This is a genomic window from Enterobacter cloacae complex sp. CDL013, from assembly GCF_049238805.1.
GTDB lineage: Bacteria > Pseudomonadota > Gammaproteobacteria > Enterobacterales > Enterobacteriaceae > Enterobacter > Enterobacter hormaechei_C.
This window is the reverse complement of the sequence record NZ_JBMKGT010000006.1, coordinates 18,290-34,668: the sequence shown is the minus strand read 5'-3', so window position 1 is coordinate 34,668 and position 16,379 is coordinate 18,290. Positions and strand designations below refer to the sequence as shown.

Here is a 16,379-nt window from a genome sequence, read left to right as displayed (position 1 = left end):
CGAGATCAATTTTGTCCTAAGCTGATACCTTTCAGCAGGGTTATTTTGTGCTAATTATTCTACTGTTAAATAATTAAGTAACTATTGGAAGCGGCGATATCATTGATAACACAAATGTTTAACATCATGAATTGATAACGTTTAAGAACAGATTTCTGGTGAAGTGTGCGGCTAAAAAGCGTATCTTCAGCGCGGATTTATCATGACACGCAGTTTCTCCCCGGACATGCTCAATTGCGGAGCTTAATGTGATTCAAACGCTCTTTGATTTCCCTACATATTTCAAGTTTTTTATCGGCTTGTTTGCTCTGGTTAACCCGGTAGGGATCATCCCTGTCTTCATCAGTATGACCAGCTATCAGACGGCTGCGGCACGAAATAAAACCAACCTGACGGCAAACCTGTCGGTGGCGATCATCCTACTTACGTCTCTTTATCTCGGGGACGCCATTCTTCAGGTCTTCGGCATCTCGATTGATTCGTTCCGTATAGCAGGCGGGATCCTGGTAGTGACGATTGCCATGTCGATGATCAGCGGCAAGCTGGGGGAGGATAAACAGAACAAGCAGGAAAAATCAGAGACAGCAATCCGCGAGAGCATTGGGGTTGTGCCACTGGCGCTGCCGCTGATGGCGGGCCCGGGGGCGATCAGTTCCACCATTGTCTGGGGAACGCGCTACCACAGCCTGATGCACCTGATTGGCTTTTCCGTCGCCATTGCGCTGTTCGCGCTGTGCTGCTGGGGCGTATTTCGTATGGCGCCATGGCTGGTTCGCTTGCTGGGACAAACGGGCATCAACGTGATTACCCGTATCATGGGTCTGTTGTTAATGGCGTTGGGCATCGAATTTATCGTTACCGGTATAAAAAGTATTTTCCCCGGGTTAGTACACTGACTTTCATTTGAAAGAGCGGAGCCAGCGGCTCCGTTTTTTTTACGTGATTATCTGCAAATCATATAAATAAAGTTGAAATAGGCGCCAGTCATAATAAGTTCTACTAATAACCCTCTTTTGTTGTTTTTCAAGAGGTTGTTTATTTTCATTTCCCCTTGCCGCGCATAAATCCCTCAAACCCTCTGTTATTTTACTCACATGATACTCTGGGGCTTGCTGACAGATAACCGAAATGATATTAGTAATTTCGATGCTGACTCAGACGAATGTGCTAAATAATAATCAATTGTTAAATTATCGTGAAAATTCGTTCAACTAAGCCATGTCGTCGCGTTTGGAGCAACAAAATTTCTTATGTGTATGAATTATATCTCTTTTTGTTGATTTCAGCGTAAGCCATGGTTAGCGCCTTAGTTATGCCAGCCATCGTAAAAGAGAAATGCTTAACAAATTTGCAAAATGTATTGGCGAGAGTTGGCACCATTTGGTACTTTCCGGCCTTATATTTTGCAGCATTAAACAAGTTGATGAGAACTATTTTCATATAGCCCTCACGTAAGATATCCAATGCATCTCTCTGACAGGGGAAAGGTGTAAAGAATCGACGCAAGACCGCCGTACGAGCGGTCAGTAATAATGAAGTCGGTGATAGCAAGAAGTAAAAAAGAACCTGACAGTAGCAAAAAAAACTCCTGCGCTGTACAGGCCCCAACAGGGGATTACACAACTGGCGAAGGCCAGTCATTATAATGAGTGGAGTATCAACACAATGTCCATCATCACAAAAAAAAGTCTGGTAGCGGCGGGGATTTTAACTGCGCTAATCGCGGGCAACGCTGCAATGGCTGCGGACGTTCCTGCTGGTGTTCAGCTGGCTGAGAAGCAAACGCTGGTACGTAATAACGGTGCGGAAGTGCAGTCTCTTGATCCGCACAAAATTGAAGGTGTTCCAGAGTCTAACGTTAACCGCGATCTGTTTGAAGGTCTGCTGGTGACTGACGTAGACGGCCACCCGGCTCCGGGCGTGGCGGAAAAATGGGACAACAAAGATTTTAAAGTCTGGACCTTCCATCTGCGTAAAGATGCCAAATGGTCCGACGGTACGCCGGTTACCGCCGAAGATTTCGTCTATAGCTGGCAGCGTCTGGCGGATCCAAATACCGCCTCCCCGTATGCGAGTTACCTCCAGTATGGCCATATTGCCAATATCGATGACATCATCACGGGTAAAAAGCCAGTAACCGACCTGGGCGTAAAAGCCATCGATGCCAATACCTTTGAAGTGACGTTGAGCGAACCTGTTCCGTACTTCTATAAGCTGCTGGTTCACCCGTCCGTCTCCCCGGTACCAAAATCCGCGGTGGAAAAATTTGGTGAAAAATGGACGCAGCCTGCGAATATCGTGACCAACGGTGCATATAAGCTGAAGGACTGGGTCGTTAACGAACGTATGGTGCTGGAGCGCAACCCGCAGTATTGGGATAATGCGAAGACCGTTATCAATCAGGTCACCTACCTGCCAATCTCTTCTGAAGTGACGGACGTAAACCGCTACCGCAGTGGTGAAATCGACATGACCTATAACAACATGCCGATTGAACTGTTCCAGAAGCTGAAAAAAGAGATCCCGAAAGAAGTTCACGTCGATCCGTATCTGTGCACCTACTATTACGAAATTAACAACCAGAAAGCACCGTTCACCGACGTACGTGTTCGTACCGCACTGAAGCTGGCTCTGGATCGCGACATTATCGTGAATAAAGTGAAGAATCAGGGCGACCTGCCAGCTTACAGCTACACCCCGCCTTACACCGACGGTATGAAGCTGGTTGAACCTGAATGGTTCAAATGGTCCCAGGAAAAACGTAACGAAGAAGCGAAAAAACTGCTGGCTGAAGCTGGCTATACCGCCGACAAGCCGCTGACCTTTAGCCTGCTGTACAACACCTCTGATCTGCATAAAAAACTGGCTATTGCCGTCGCGTCTATCTGGAAGAAAAACCTCGGCGTGAACGTGAAGCTGGAAAACCAGGAATGGAAGACCTTCCTCGATACGCGCCACCAGGGAACCTTTGACGTGGCACGTGCAGGATGGTGTGCGGACTATAACGAACCGACCTCATTCCTGAACACCATGCTGAGCGACAGTTCGAACAACACCGCACACTATAAGAGCCCGGCGTTTGATAAGCTGATTGGCGAAACCCTGAAGGTGGCAGATGACGCCCAGCGCGCCGATCTGTACGCGAAATCAGAACAACAGCTCGATAAAGACTCTGCGATCGTTCCGGTTTACTACTACGTTAACGCCCGCCTGGTGAAACCATGGGTAGGGGGTTATACCGGTAAAGACCCGTTGGATAATATTTCCGTTAAGAATCTTTATATTATCAAGCATTAATGGCAATACGTGGGGCGAGCGAGCTTGCCCCACTGTGTCTATTTTGTAACATTCATCAGGCACACGCCAGAAGGTACGGGCAATGTTGAAATTTATCCTGCGTCGCTGTCTTGAAGCGATTCCAACGTTATTTATTCTAATTACAATTTCCTTCTTCATGATGCGTCTTGCACCGGGCAGTCCTTTTACCGGTGAACGCACGCTTCCGCCAGAAGTTATGGCCAACATCGAAGCGAAATACCATTTAAACGATCCTATCACCACGCAGTACTTCAACTATCTGAAGCAACTTGCACACGGTGATTTTGGTCCGTCATTTAAATATAAAGACTATTCCGTTAACGACCTGGTGGCGTCCAGCTTCCCGGTATCGGCTAAATTAGGAGCTGCTGCATTTATCCTGGCCGTTGTTCTCGGTGTCACTGCGGGCGTTATCGCCGCGCTTAAACAAAATACCCGATGGGATTACGCCGTAATGGGGGTCGCAATGACCGGGGTGGTTATCCCCAGCTTCGTTGTTGCGCCGTTGCTGGTCATGATATTCGCCATAACCCTGAAATGGCTTCCCGGAGGCGGCTGGAACGGCGGGGCGCTGAAGTTCATGATATTGCCGATGGTGGCATTATCTCTGGCCTACATCGCCAGTATCGCCCGTATTACCCGCGGTTCAATGATTGAAGTCCTGCATTCGAACTTCATCCGTACCGCCCGTGCGAAAGGGCTGCCGATGCGCCGGATTATTTTCCGTCATGCCCTCAAGCCTGCACTGTTACCGGTACTCTCCTATATGGGGCCTGCTTTCGTCGGCATTATCACCGGTTCAATGGTGATTGAAACCATTTATGGTCTGCCGGGCATCGGGCAGCTGTTTGTTAACGGGGCGCTTAACCGTGACTATTCGCTGGTGCTGAGCCTGACGATCCTCGTGGGCGCGCTGACCATTCTGTTTAATGCCGTTGTCGATGTGCTGTATGCCGTTATCGACCCGAAAATCCGTTACTAACTGGAGCACGCCATGATGTTGAGTAAGAAAAACAGCGAGGCGCTGGAAAACTTCAGTGAAAAGCTGGAGGTTGAAGGTCGTAGCCTTTGGCAGGACGCCCGCCGTCGTTTTATGCATAACCGCGCCGCCGTTGCCAGCCTGGTCGTGCTGGTGCTTATTGCGCTGTTTGTCACCCTGGCGCCAATGCTCTCTCAGTTCACCTATTTCGATACGGACTGGGGCATGATGTCCAGCGCGCCGGATATGGAATCCGGGCACTATTTCGGTACCGACTCTTCCGGGCGTGATTTGCTGGTGCGAGTGGCGATTGGCGGCCGTATCTCCCTGATGGTTGGCATCGCGGCGGCGCTGGTGGCGGTGATCGTCGGCACGCTTTACGGTTCGCTTTCCGGATACCTCGGCGGGAAAGTAGACTCCGTGATGATGCGTCTGCTAGAAATCCTGAACTCCTTCCCGTTCATGTTCTTCGTCATTCTGCTGGTGACCTTCTTTGGTCAAAATATCCTGCTGATCTTCGTGGCGATCGGGATGGTGTCCTGGCTGGATATGGCGCGTATTGTGCGCGGCCAGACGCTGAGCCTCAAACGTAAGGAGTTTATCGAAGCCGCACAGGTTGGTGGCGTTTCTACCGCCAATATTGTGGTGCGTCATATCGTTCCTAACGTGCTGGGCGTGGTGGTGGTATACGCCTCCCTGTTGGTGCCAAGTATGATCCTGTTTGAATCTTTCCTGAGCTTCCTGGGATTAGGTACGCAAGAGCCGCTGAGTAGCTGGGGCGCTCTGTTAAGTGATGGCGCAAACTCCATGGAAGTGTCACCGTGGTTACTGCTGTATCCGGCGGGCTTCCTGGTCGTCACCCTGTTCTGTTTCAACTTTATCGGCGATGGCCTGCGTGATGCCCTCGACCCGAAAGACCGTTAAGGAGCGCCGTCATGACTATTATTGAAACGGCAACCGCGCCACAGGCGCAACAGCGGACCAGCGCACTGCTGGACGTTAAAGACCTCCGCGTGACGTTTAAAACCCCCGACGGTGATGTTACTGCCGTTAACGATCTCAACTTCGACCTGCGTGCCGGTGAAACGCTGGGCATTGTGGGCGAATCCGGTTCCGGTAAATCCCAGACCGCATTCGCGCTGATGGGCCTGCTGGCATCAAACGGCGTGATCGGTGGTTCGGCGACGTTTAACGGAAAAGAGATCCTGAATTTGCCGGAACATGAGCTGAATAAGCTGCGCGCCGAGCAGATTTCAATGATTTTCCAGGACCCGATGACGTCCCTGAACCCCTATATGCGTGTGGGCGAACAGCTGATGGAAGTGCTGATGCTCCACAAGGGGCTGGGTAAAGCCGAAGCGTTTGAAGAGTCCGTCAAAATGCTGGATGCGGTGAAAATGCCTGAGGCACGTAAGCGCATGCGCATGTATCCGCACGAATTCTCCGGCGGTATGCGCCAGCGCGTCATGATCGCGATGGCATTGCTTTGTCGGCCAAAACTGCTGATCGCTGATGAACCGACCACCGCTCTGGACGTGACCGTCCAGGCGCAGATCATGACGTTGCTGAACGAGCTGAAGCGCGAGTTCAACACCGCCATCATCATGATCACCCACGATTTAGGCGTCGTTGCCGGGATCTGCGACAAAGTGTTAGTCATGTATGCAGGCCGCACGATGGAATACGGTAATGCCCGCGATGTGTTCTACCAGCCAGCCCATCCGTACTCTATCGGGTTGCTGAATGCCGTACCGCGCCTTGATGCGGAAGGGGAGTCGCTGCTGACTATCCCGGGTAACCCGCCAAACCTGCTGCGTCTGCCAAAAGGCTGTCCGTTCCAGCCGCGTTGTCCGCATGCGATGGAAATCTGTAACAGCGCACCGCCGCTGGAAGCGTTTGTCCCAGGCCGTCTGCGCGCCTGCTTTAAGCCGCTGGAGGAGCTGGTATGAACGCAATTGACGAAAAAAGAAATGTGCTGCTCGAAATCGCTGACCTGAAGGTCCATTTCGATATCAAAGACGGTAAACAGTGGTTCTGGCAGCCTGCCAAAACCCTGAAAGCGGTGGATGGCGTCACGCTACGCCTGTACGAAGGGGAGACCCTGGGCGTGGTGGGTGAATCTGGCTGCGGCAAATCGACATTTGCGCGTGCGATCATCGGCCTGGTGAAAGCCACCGACGGGAAAGTGGCCTGGCTTGGCAAAGATCTGCTGGGGATGAAGCCGGATGAATGGCGCGACGTGCGCAGCGACATCCAGATGATTTTCCAGGATCCGCTGGCATCCCTGAACCCGCGTATGACCATTGGCGAAATCATTGCCGAGCCGCTGCGCACCTATCATCCGAAGATGCCGCGCCAGGAAGTTCGCGATCGGGTGAAAGCGATGATGCTCAAGGTGGGTCTGTTGCCTAACCTCATCAACCGCTACCCACATGAGTTTTCCGGCGGTCAGTGCCAGCGTATCGGTATCGCACGCGCGTTGATCCTTGAACCAAAACTGATTATCTGTGACGAGCCGGTTTCGGCGCTGGACGTCTCCATCCAGGCCCAGGTGGTTAACCTGCTACAGAAACTGCAACGGGAAATGGGGCTGTCGCTGATCTTCATCGCCCACGATCTGGCGGTGGTAAAACACATTTCGGACCGTGTGCTGGTCATGTATCTGGGCCACGCCGTGGAGCTGGGTACGTATGATGAGGTGTACCACAATCCGCTGCACCCTTATACCAAAGCGCTGATGTCTGCGGTTCCCGTTCCGGATCCCGATCTGGAAAAAAATAAAACCATTCAGCTTCTGGAAGGTGAACTGCCTTCGCCAATCAACCCGCCTTCAGGCTGCGTATTCCGTACGCGATGCCCAATAGCCGGGCCGGAATGTGCAAAAACACGGCCGGTTCTGGAGGGCAGTTTCCGACATGCGGTTTCCTGCCTGAAAGTAGACCCGTTATAATCGCAAGGGCTGACATGATGTCAGCCCTTATTTTTCGAGGTTAATGTGTCGCGATTATTCACGTCGGCCCGTCAGCGGCTGTATCACCTTTTATTTGATCCTGAGACGGTTTCCGGTCGCCGTTTCGAAGGCCTGTGTGGTTTATTTGCCCTGATTAGCGTCATTATTATCTTTATCGAATCCGGCGCCGGAACGCAGTACCATATGACGTATGAGGAGTGGCACGTTTTCGTCTGGCTGGAATTGATTGTCACGCTGGTGTTTACCGCGGAATATGTGCTGAGGGTCATTAGCTGGCCAAATCCGGCGAAATACGTTTTCAGCTTCTGGGGATTTATTGATTTAGCCACCATCCTGCCGCTGTATGTCATGTGGCTGTGGCCTGAGATCAGCCTGAATTATGTGTTTGCCTGGCGCGCAATGCGGGCGATTCGCGTGTTACGAATTCTCAAACTGCTGCGCTTTATGCCGTCGCTGCGGGTTTTTTGGGTCGCCATTGTCAGCGCCCGCCACCAGCTGATTCTCTTCTATTCGTTTATTGCTATCGTGATGATCGTTTTTGGCTCCCTGATGTATTTAATCGAAGGGCCAAAATACGGGTTTACCACGCTTAATGCGTCTGTTTACTGGGCTATCGTCACGGTGACCACCGTGGGCTATGGTGATATTACCCCGCATACGCCGCTCGGACGTATTGTGGCATCGGTTCTTATCCTGATCGGCTATTCAGTAATAGCGATACCAACGGGGCTAATTACCACCCATATGAGCAGCGCCTTCCAGAACAGCAAGCAGCAACGCAAATGTCCGAATTGTCAGCAGGGGAATCATGAACCCGGCGCGCGGTTTTGTCACCGCTGTGGAAATGCCTTACCGGATTAAATAAAAAAGGCTGCGCGGGCAGCCTTTTTTATTATTCGCGCCAGAGAATATGGCACAGTTTGTGATCTTTCTCGCGGCACAGCAGGACGCGGGCAAAGATGTCGTTAATTTCTCCGCCGTCTTCATCTGCCAGGCCAATCACCACCTCTGCGAAGAAGTCCGGGTTGAGGTCAAAATCGACGTGTTCGGCCCAGTCTTCAGACGGATCGAACAGCTCAGCACCGCCACGCTCTTCAAATTGCAGGTTGAAAAGAATGACGTCAGCAGGGTCGAGATTATCGACCGCCAGCTCGAGAAAAATATCGTAGGCCTGTTCGAGCGTTTCGTCTTCGGTCAGGCGATTGTTCAGATCCATTTCCATGATGACTACCTGTTAAACATCGTTGGGCACGTTTTACAGCAACGGGCTAAAGAAGTAAAACAGTCGTTCGGCAATTCGCTGCCACAGCGGACGTTTCGCCCACAGTCTGGCGTCCAGCAGGCGTGAGCGGGAGATATAATCGTCCTGAACCGCTGCCAGATCGCCACCGAACCCGGCGTCATCAATGACCAGCGTAATTTCAAAATTCAGCCATAGACTGCGCATATCGAGGTTAACGGTGCCCACCAGGCTCAGCTCTCCGTCCACCAGCACGCTCTTGGTATGTAACAGCCCGCCTTCGAACTGATAAATTTTAACGCCTGCGGCCAGCAGCTCACTAAAGAACGCGCGGCTTGCCCATCCCACCAGCAGCGAATCGTTCTTGCGCGGCATAATAATGCTCACATCCACTCCGCGCTGTGCCGCTGTACAGATGGCATGCAGAAGGTCGTCGCTGGGAACGAAATAGGGCGTGGTCATGATCAGATATTCCCGCGCGGAGTAGGCGGCGGTCAGCAGTGCCTGATGGATCAGATCTTCCGGGAAGCCAGGACCGGATGCGATAGTGTGGATAGTGTGCCCGCTGGCTTCCTCAAACGGCATGATATTGCCATCCGGGGGCGGGGGAAGAATGCGTTTACCGGTTTCAATTTCCCAGTCGCAGGAGTAGACGATACCCATTGAGGTCGCGATCGGTCCCTCCATCCGCGCCATCAGATCGATCCATTGCCCCACGCCGGAATCCTGCTTGAAGAAGCGGGGGTCAACCATGTTCATGCTGCCGGTGTAGGCGATATAGTTATCGATCAGAACCATTTTCCGGTGCTGGCGGAGATCCATGCGGCGCAGAAAGACGCGGAAAAGATTCACTTTCAGCGCCTCGACCACCTCGATACCGGCGTTGCGCATCATGCCTGCCCACGGGCTACGGAAAAAGGCCACGCTGCCGGCGGAGTCCAGCATCAGGCGGCAGTGGATACCGCGACGTGCAGCGGCCATTAGCGATTCGGCGACCTGGTCCGCCATGCCGCCCGGCTGCCAGATATAAAACACCATCTCGATATTATGCCGGGCGAGCTGGATATCACGGATCAGCGCCTGCATCACATCATCAGAAGAGGTCATCAGTTGCAGCTGATTGCCTTTTACCCCAGCAATCCCCTGGCGGCGTTCGCACAGCTTGAACAGAGATGCGGCCACGCTGCTGTTCTCTTCAGCGAAGATATGCTTGCAGGCTTTAAGGTCGGCAAGCCATTTCGCCGTGGAGGGCCACATGGCGCGGGCGCGTTCGGCGCGGCGTTTACCCAGATGAAGTTCACCGAAAGAGAGATAGGCGATGATGCCCACCAGCGGCAGGATGTAGATAATCAGAAGCCAGGCCATGGCGGAAGGTACCGCTCTGCGTTTCATCAGAATGCGCAACGTCACCCCGGCAATTAACAGCCAGTATCCTAAAATGACCAGCCAACTCACCACGGTGTAGAAGGTTGTCATAAATAAAAAATCCTTTTGAAAGCGTATTGTTATGAGTTTACGCATCAGGATTCATCTGGCAAATAAAAACGGCAGATAAAAGCGCTGGTTTGCCGCCTGCTTAGGCATATAATGGCATCTCTGTTAGAGAAAGAGTTGTAGACATGAAGCGCAGTAGAACTGAAGTTGGGCGCTGGCGCATGTTGCGACAGGTGAGTCGTCGTAAGGCTCGTTGGCTGGAAGCACAATCCCGCCGCAATATGCGTATCCACGCCATCAGAAAATGTGGCCTGAACAGACACCGTAACGCGCTGTTGTTCGCGGTCCAGGACATCTGAAAAGCATGAAGGGCACCGTAAAGGTGCCCATTAAACATCCAGGCTATCAATTTTTGCAGTCTCCTTCCGTTTGCTTTCCGCGATATACTAAGTCCCCATAACGTCATGATATTAAAAGATGAATCCTTATCTCTGGATTTTTATTGTACTTTTGGCGCTGGATGCGCTCAGAGAAGATTTAGGACTTTCGTCATTTTCCTCATTGGCAGATTATGTTTTCGCATGGGGAATACATTGGCTTTATTAAAGGAAAAAAGGATGAACGGAAAAGTAATGGCAGCACTCTTTGGGATTGCGATATTAAGCGGTTGTGCCAGCAGCAAAACCTCACCCGAACGGCACGCGTTTTATTTCGTGTCGCATCAGTCCAGCTTTACTGGCGGCAATTACACCTCCAGCGTGCAGAAAAATTATCAGCTGAACGTGGCGCAGTTCCGCGAGCTTTATGCCCGGGGCAAAGCTGACCGCGCGGAAGGGCGGACTCAGGCTGAAGCCAGTGAATACGCGCAAAGCATTCGCGATCAGCTGAAAGAAAATGCGACGTCTCAGGAATTGTTCGCAGGCAACACGAAGGATAAATGGTCTTCGGACATGGACAGTAAAGACGCCCTGTTATTTGGTAACGAACTGGCCGCGACTTATCTTGATGGCTATAACGGCGTACAATAGCGCAACTGATTCAGGGGATACCGTAATTACCGGTATCCCCGCTGTTTTTGAGCGAAAGGAGTAAGACGTGTTTGCGGAGTTTGGTGTACTGAATTTCTGGACCTATGTTGTCGGCGCATTTTTTATCGTGCTGGTTCCAGGACCGAACACCTTGTTTGTGCTGAAAACAGGGATTGGCCACGGCGTTAAGAAAGGCTATCTGGCAGCCACCGGTGTGTTTATTGGTGATGCCGTGCTGATGTTTCTGGCCTGGGCAGGCGTCGCCGCGTTGATCCAGACCACTCCGGTATTATTTAATATTGTCCGCTATCTGGGCGCGTTTTATCTGCTGTGGCTGGGCGGGAAAATGCTCTGGTCCGTTATGATGCGTCAAAAAAATGCGCACGAAAGTAGCGCCGAACCGGCAAGCGCAATCCTTAAGCGTTCGCTGGTGCTGAGCCTGACGAACCCGAAAGCGATTCTCTTTTACGTGTCGTTCTTCGTACAGTTCATTGATGTCAATGCGAAGAATACCGGCACGTCGTTCCTGATCCTCGCCACAACGCTTGAGCTGATCAGCTTCATGTACATGAGCTTCCTGATTTTCTCAGGCGCGTTTGTCACGCGTTACCTCAAAACCAAAAAGAAACTGGCGAAGCTGGGGAACGGGCTGATAGGTCTGCTGTTTGTCGGATTTGCGGCGAGGCTGGCGTCGCTGCACTGAATGAAGAAAAGGCTCCCGAGGGAGCCTTTCGTTTCAGAATACTTTTTTATACGGACGAACCGTGACTTTCTCGTACACGCCGGCTGCGACGTACGGGTCTGCTTCTGCCCAGGCCTGCGCGGCTTCCAGAGATTCAAACTCGGCAATCACCGTGGAGCCGGTAAAACCCGCCGCGCCCGGATCGTTGCTGTCAACGGCAGGCATCGGGCCTGCGGTCAGCAACCGACCTTCATCCTGTAGCAACTGTAAACGCGCCAGATGGGCAGGGCGAACGGAAAGACGTTTTTCCAGAGAATCAGGTACATCTTCAGCGTAAATCACGTAAAGCACGGCAAAGCTCCTTAACCGGTAAAAGTGACAATTACGTTATGTGAAAGCACAAATGACTGCAATGTAAAGATAATAACAATGTTAAAACCCTGATCTGGATGCCCCTTTTTTGCCCTCATGTACGCTTAAATTGCGCCAGGACAAAGTGTCTTATTGAATATGATTGCTATTTGCATTTAAAATCAAGGTTCGGTTTTTTAACGTTGATGATTATGACTTCGATGACCCTTGATTTACCTCGCCGCTTTCCATGGCCGACGCTGCTTTCCGTCGTTATTCACGGTGCTGTCGTGGCGGGTCTGCTCTATACCTCGGTTCATCAGGTTATTGAAATGCCGGCGCCCGCGCAGCCAATTTCTGTGACCATGGTATCGCCTGCGGATCTTGAGCCGCCGCAGGTTGCGCCGCCGCCGCCACAGCCCGTTGTTGAACCCGAGCCAGAGCCAGAGCCCGAGCCGGTTCCTGAACCGCCGAAAGAAGCGCCGGTGGTGATCCATAAGCCGGAGCCGAAACCTAAGCCGGTCAAAAAGGTGGAAGAGCGTCCGAAACGCGAAGTGCGTCCGGTTGAGCCACGCGCCACGCAGCCGGTTGAAAATGTCGCCCCGTCACGTCCGCTGATGAATAACACCACGACCGCGACAAAACCGACGGTAACGGCGCCAGCAGGCCCGCGCGCGCTGAGCCGTAACCAGCCGCAGTACCCGGCACGTGCTCAGGCGTTACGTATTGAAGGGCGTGTACGGGTGAAATTCGACGTTACGGCCGATGGACGTGTCGATAACGTGGAAATCCTGTCCGCACAGCCGGCGAATATGTTTGAACGTGAAGTTAAATCGGCCATGCGCAGGTGGCGCTATGAAGCCGGTAAACCCGGCAATGGGTTGATTGTGAACATTGTCTTCCGCCTGAACGGCGGGGCACAGATGGAATAAAAGAAGCCTCCGCAAGGAGGCTTTTTTTTACCTGAGGATCAGCTCCGTGGGAGCTGGCGGGGCTTACCGTCGCTATCCACCGCCACATAGATGAATAATGCTTCCGTCGCCTTATAGCGCTGACCAATCGGTTCAGAAGAGACTTTTTTTACCCATACTTCAATGTTGATGGAGACAGACGTATTGCCGCGTTTTACGCAGCGTGCATAACAGCACACCACGTCCCCCACCGCGACAGGGCGCAGGAAGGTCATGCCATCGACCCGGACTGTCACCACGCGCCCGTGTGCAATCTCTTTTGCCAGGATTGCACCGCCCATATCCATCTGCGACATCAACCAGCCGCCAAAAATATCGCCATTGGCATTCGTATCCGCAGGCATTGCCAGTGTGCGTAAAACCAGTTCGCCCTGTGGGGCGTCATTTGTTGTCATTGTTTTTAAACTCGTAACTGAAGACTTCAGGCGGGATGCTACTATGATTTCTGGCTGGAGAGAATAGGGTTAGCGCCCGCAGAGCAGGCGCCTTAGGGTCAGAAGGACAGGGTCACGCCTGCGTAATACGCACGGCCTGGTTCGTTATAGGTCGATGCACCGTCATTTTCTCGGTAAATCTGCTTATCAAAGAGGTTGCTGATCCCGGCATTCAGGCGGAGATCTTTTGTCAGCTGATAATTGCTGCCGATCCCAACGATGGAATAGGCGCCAATCTCTTTATCTGACATCGCATTCTGCTCTTTGCGGATTTCAGCATTTTCTCTTGGCTTCTGGCGGCCATACATCGTCCAGCTAAGGTTCGCTGAAAGTTTGCTGCTAACCTGCCAGTCGAGCATCGTGTTGACGGTATATTTTGGAATAATCGACAGAGGGTTGCCGGTGTCCTTACTTTCAGACTGAATCATATACGTCGCATTGGTACGCCAGGTTAGCGTGTCGCGGATAACCGGGACGGTGAGGTTGCCTTCCAGCCCCTCAACGACAGCCTTTCCTCCGTTCTGCCACTGAAGGATATTTGCGCCGCTGCTTGTCTGGCCCAGCACATCCGTTCCTGAAACGATCTTGTTTTTGTAATCGTTGCGGAACCAGGTTATGCCCGCCTCGTAGCCTTCCAGCGCAAAGGCCAGGCCAATCTCTTTGTTCACGCTGATTTCAGGATCCAGATCCGGGTTACCTAACAGGTAACAGCTTCCTTCGGAAACGTTGTTCGGGCAGCCATTGCCGCGGGTGGAAAGCAGATAGCCTTCGCTGGATTGATACAGGTTTGGCGCTTTAAATACCCGAGCGATACCCGCTTTAACCTTGAACATGTCACCCAAATCCTGAGAGACGTTCAGGCTCGGGCTCCAGTTGCTGCCAAACTGATTGTGATAATCAAAGCGGAGCCCCGGGATCAGGTTGGTGCCCTGACGCGCTTCAATATTGTCCTCAAGATAGATGCCGGTGAGGTCAGCGCTGTTTTTGCTGTTGCGCTCAGAAGCCGTGCCGGGAACGCCGTTAATCACTTCTCCCGACACATTTGTCGCCTGCATTGAGGCCGGATCGTTCAGTTCATCACGATTCCATTCTGCACCCACGGTTAGCGTCTGTTCGACCAGCCAGAAGAAAGGAATGTTCAGTTCACCCGTTGAACGGTATGACTCCAGCCGGCTGGTATCGTATTTATCGCTATTGATCATCCCCTCAACTTTGCCCGTAGAGCCTTCTTCCAGGCGGGTGTTGTTGGTCTTTTCATAATAGACACCGAACTTTGACTGACCCCAGTCCCAGATGCCGTTGTGCGTAATGCCATAAGACTGGCGGTACATTCGGTTGGTTTCGTGTCCATACAGGGACGACACCAGACCGTCAGGGCTGACGTTGCTGTTGCTGTATTGAGTATCACCCGCGTAGATATTGCCCTGGCGGCTGTAGCTGTAGTCGAAATCGATAATCTGCTGTGGCGTGAGTTTCCAGGAGAGCAGGGCATTGATGTCCTTGTTGCGCACGCCTTCACGTCCGGCGGCGTAAGAGCCATTTTGCGCGGTGTTGATGTCCTGAGCATCTGCGTCAGTTTTATTGATATTCCCGTACAGGCGCATCGTTAACGCATCGCCCGCAAGAGGGCCGCTCAGATCAAAATTAGCGCGTTTCGTCGCCCCCTCTTTATCATTTTCAGGCTGGTTAGTGTACAGGGAGAGCGAGCCGTGCCAGTCGTTGGTCGGGCGTTTGGTAATGATGTTGACGACGCCGCCGGCCGCCCCCGAACCATAGCGGGCGGCAGCAGGTCCCCGGAGCACTTCAATGCGCTCAACCATCTCTGGCGGAACCCAGTTAGTATCCCCGCGGGTGTCGCGCTCCCCGCGCCAGCTGTAGCGCACCGAGTTACGTGACGTCACCGGCACACCGTCAATCAGAATCAGCGTGTTCTCCGGCCCCATACCGCGGATATCGATCTGGCGGTTGTTGCCGCGGCTGCCTGTCGCGCTGTTTCCGGTGAGGTTAACCCCGGGCATTTTGCGAATAATTTCTGAAAGATCGTTAACCGGTGGATCCTTTTCTATGTCCTTTGCCGTGATGATGGAAACCCCCGGCTGTTGCTTCAGCGCCTCTTCAGCGGTGGCCTGAACAACCATTGTTTCACCATCGGCGAGAGGATCTTCCGCTGCGTGCGCGCTCTGGTATAGCGTTGAAAAAATGGCGAGCGTAAGTGTAGCCGGGGCAAATCTTATTATGTTATTCATCAACTCATTTCCATTTGTTAAAAATGCGATGACGAATATTAATGATAGTCATTCTCATTACAATAAAGTGACAGCAATCTCCATAAAATCTTCATGATTCAGACATTTTCGCAGGAAGGATGTAGAGAAAAGAGAAGGCGGGAAAAGAGGCCAGACCGCGTGGCGATCTGGCCAGAAGGATCAGTGCTTGTCATCCTGCGGCATGTGGCGATAAATATAAACGCCGCTGAGCAGGGTGAAGATAAGAGTCAGCGCCGTCAGGCCAAACACCTTGAAGTTGACCCAGATATTCTGCGGGAGCCAGAATGCGATATAGATATTCGCCAGACCACACAGAATAAAAAATAGCGCCCAGGCGATATTCAGACGCCCCCACACAGCCTGCGGCAGGGTCAGTTCTTTCCCCAGCATGCGCTGGATCAGCGGCTTCTTCATCACCCACTGGCTGATGAGGAGTGCGCCCGCAAACAGGCCGTAAATCACCGTGACCTTCCATTTGATAAATTCATCATTGTGGAAGAACAACGTCAGGCCACCAAACACCGCCACCATCAGGAAGGTGATGAGCGCCATCTTTTCAACTTTGCGATAGCGAACCCAGCTGTAAATCAGCACCACAGCCGTTGCCACAATCAGCGCCAGCGTGCCGGCATAAATGTCGTACAGCTTATAAAAAGCGAAAAATACGATCAGCGGTAAAAAATCAAGAAACTGCTTCATTCTGC

At 52.2% G+C, this 16,379-nt stretch carries 17 protein-coding genes and 1 pseudogene; 12 read left to right on the top strand and 6 right to left on the bottom strand.

Annotated elements, in window-relative coordinates; all coding sequences use genetic code 11:
* The first annotated feature begins 248 nt into the window (after nt 1-248).
* The 7 genes and pseudogenes from ACOTXD_RS13110 (at nt 249) to ACOTXD_RS13080 (ending at nt 8,129) form a co-directional block, all read left to right on the top strand.
* Complete coding sequence (locus ACOTXD_RS13110; protein WP_017384236.1) at nt 249-896, top strand: YchE family NAAT transporter; 648 nt, start codon at nt 249-251, stop codon at nt 894-896.
* Nucleotides 897-1,665: 769 nt separating this feature from the next.
* Nucleotides 1,666-3,297 carry an oligopeptide ABC transporter substrate-binding protein OppA gene (oppA, locus tag ACOTXD_RS13105; protein WP_003856736.1) on the top strand — a complete coding sequence of 544 codons (1,632 nt, stop codon included), beginning with the start codon at nt 1,666-1,668 and terminating at the stop codon, nt 3,295-3,297.
* 82 nt (nt 3,298-3,379) lie between these two features.
* Complete coding sequence (oppB, locus tag ACOTXD_RS13100) at nt 3,380-4,300, top strand: oligopeptide ABC transporter permease OppB (protein ID WP_003856738.1); 921 nt, start codon at nt 3,380-3,382, stop codon at nt 4,298-4,300.
* Between the two features lie 12 nt (nt 4,301-4,312).
* A complete protein-coding gene (gene oppC / locus ACOTXD_RS13095; RefSeq protein ID WP_003856740.1) occupies nt 4,313-5,221 on the top strand; it encodes an oligopeptide ABC transporter permease OppC in 909 nt (302 codons plus the stop codon).
* Between the two features lie 11 nt (nt 5,222-5,232).
* Nucleotides 5,233-6,246, top strand: coding sequence for an ABC transporter ATP-binding protein (locus ACOTXD_RS13090; protein ID WP_003856742.1), 1,014 nt, complete (start codon nt 5,233-5,235; stop codon nt 6,244-6,246).
* A complete protein-coding gene (oppF, locus tag ACOTXD_RS13085) occupies nt 6,243-7,247 on the top strand; it encodes a murein tripeptide/oligopeptide ABC transporter ATP-binding protein OppF (RefSeq protein ID WP_003856743.1) in 1,005 nt (334 codons plus the stop codon). The genes ACOTXD_RS13090 and oppF overlap by 4 nt, the downstream gene beginning before the upstream one ends.
* 14 nt (nt 7,248-7,261) lie before the next feature.
* Nucleotides 7,262-8,129: pseudogene (locus ACOTXD_RS13080) on the top strand (ion transporter).
* 31 nt (nt 8,130-8,160) lie between these two features.
* Here the strand turns inward: ACOTXD_RS13080 and ACOTXD_RS13075 are convergent.
* Both ACOTXD_RS13075 and cls read right to left on the bottom strand, forming a co-directional pair.
* Nucleotides 8,161-8,490 (bottom strand): HI1450 family dsDNA-mimic protein, encoded by a 330-nt coding sequence (locus tag ACOTXD_RS13075; protein WP_006810881.1) that lies wholly within the window; start codon nt 8,488-8,490, stop codon nt 8,161-8,163.
* Nucleotides 8,491-8,523: 33 nt separating this feature from the next.
* Nucleotides 8,524-9,984 carry a cardiolipin synthase gene (gene cls / locus ACOTXD_RS13070; protein ID WP_003856750.1) on the bottom strand — a complete coding sequence of 487 codons (1,461 nt, stop codon included), beginning with the start codon at nt 9,982-9,984 and terminating at the stop codon, nt 8,524-8,526.
* A 143-nt stretch (nt 9,985-10,127) separates the two neighbouring features.
* Here cls and ACOTXD_RS13065 point away from each other — a divergent pair, with 143 nt between their 5' ends.
* The 4 genes from ACOTXD_RS13065 to leuE all read left to right on the top strand — a co-directional run bounded on the left by ACOTXD_RS13065 (nt 10,128) and on the right by leuE (nt 11,673).
* Nucleotides 10,128-10,301 carry a YciY family protein gene (locus ACOTXD_RS13065; RefSeq protein ID WP_017384232.1) on the top strand — a complete coding sequence of 58 codons (174 nt, stop codon included), beginning with the start codon at nt 10,128-10,130 and terminating at the stop codon, nt 10,299-10,301.
* Nucleotides 10,302-10,419: 118 nt separating this feature from the next.
* Nucleotides 10,420-10,548: a KPN_01571 family protein gene (locus ACOTXD_RS13060; RefSeq protein ID WP_208985927.1), complete on the top strand. Its 129-nt coding sequence runs from the start codon at nt 10,420-10,422 to the stop codon at nt 10,546-10,548.
* Nucleotides 10,549-10,559: 11 nt separating this feature from the next.
* A complete protein-coding gene (locus ACOTXD_RS13055; RefSeq protein WP_061856458.1) occupies nt 10,560-10,970 on the top strand; it encodes an Exc2 family lipoprotein in 411 nt (136 codons plus the stop codon).
* Between the two features lie 67 nt (nt 10,971-11,037).
* A complete protein-coding gene (leuE, locus tag ACOTXD_RS13050; RefSeq protein ID WP_022651359.1) occupies nt 11,038-11,673 on the top strand; it encodes a leucine efflux protein LeuE in 636 nt (211 codons plus the stop codon).
* 33 nt (nt 11,674-11,706) lie between these two features.
* On the opposite strand, the gene ACOTXD_RS13045 is transcribed toward leuE, so the two are convergent.
* A complete protein-coding gene (locus tag ACOTXD_RS13045) occupies nt 11,707-12,003 on the bottom strand; it encodes a YciI family protein (protein WP_003856755.1) in 297 nt (98 codons plus the stop codon).
* Between the two features lie 221 nt (nt 12,004-12,224).
* Between ACOTXD_RS13045 and tonB the strand changes: the two genes are divergently transcribed.
* Nucleotides 12,225-12,935, top strand: a complete 711-nt coding sequence (tonB, locus tag ACOTXD_RS13040) for a TonB system transport protein TonB (protein ID WP_126501377.1) — start codon at nt 12,225-12,227, stop codon at nt 12,933-12,935.
* A gap of 38 nt (nt 12,936-12,973) precedes the next feature.
* On the opposite strand, the gene yciA is transcribed toward tonB, so the two are convergent.
* The 3 genes from yciA to ACOTXD_RS13025 form a co-directional block, all read right to left on the bottom strand.
* A complete protein-coding gene (yciA, locus tag ACOTXD_RS13035; RefSeq protein ID WP_003856759.1) occupies nt 12,974-13,369 on the bottom strand; it encodes an acyl-CoA thioester hydrolase YciA in 396 nt (131 codons plus the stop codon).
* Nucleotides 13,370-13,467: 98 nt separating this feature from the next.
* Entirely contained in the window at nt 13,468-15,654 is a 2,187-nt protein-coding gene (locus tag ACOTXD_RS13030; protein ID WP_047051556.1) for a TonB-dependent siderophore receptor, read from the bottom strand.
* 180 nt (nt 15,655-15,834) lie between these two features.
* Complete coding sequence (locus tag ACOTXD_RS13025) at nt 15,835-16,374, bottom strand: septation protein A (protein WP_003856762.1); 540 nt, start codon at nt 16,372-16,374, stop codon at nt 15,835-15,837.
* Nucleotides 16,375-16,379 lie beyond the last annotated feature (5 nt).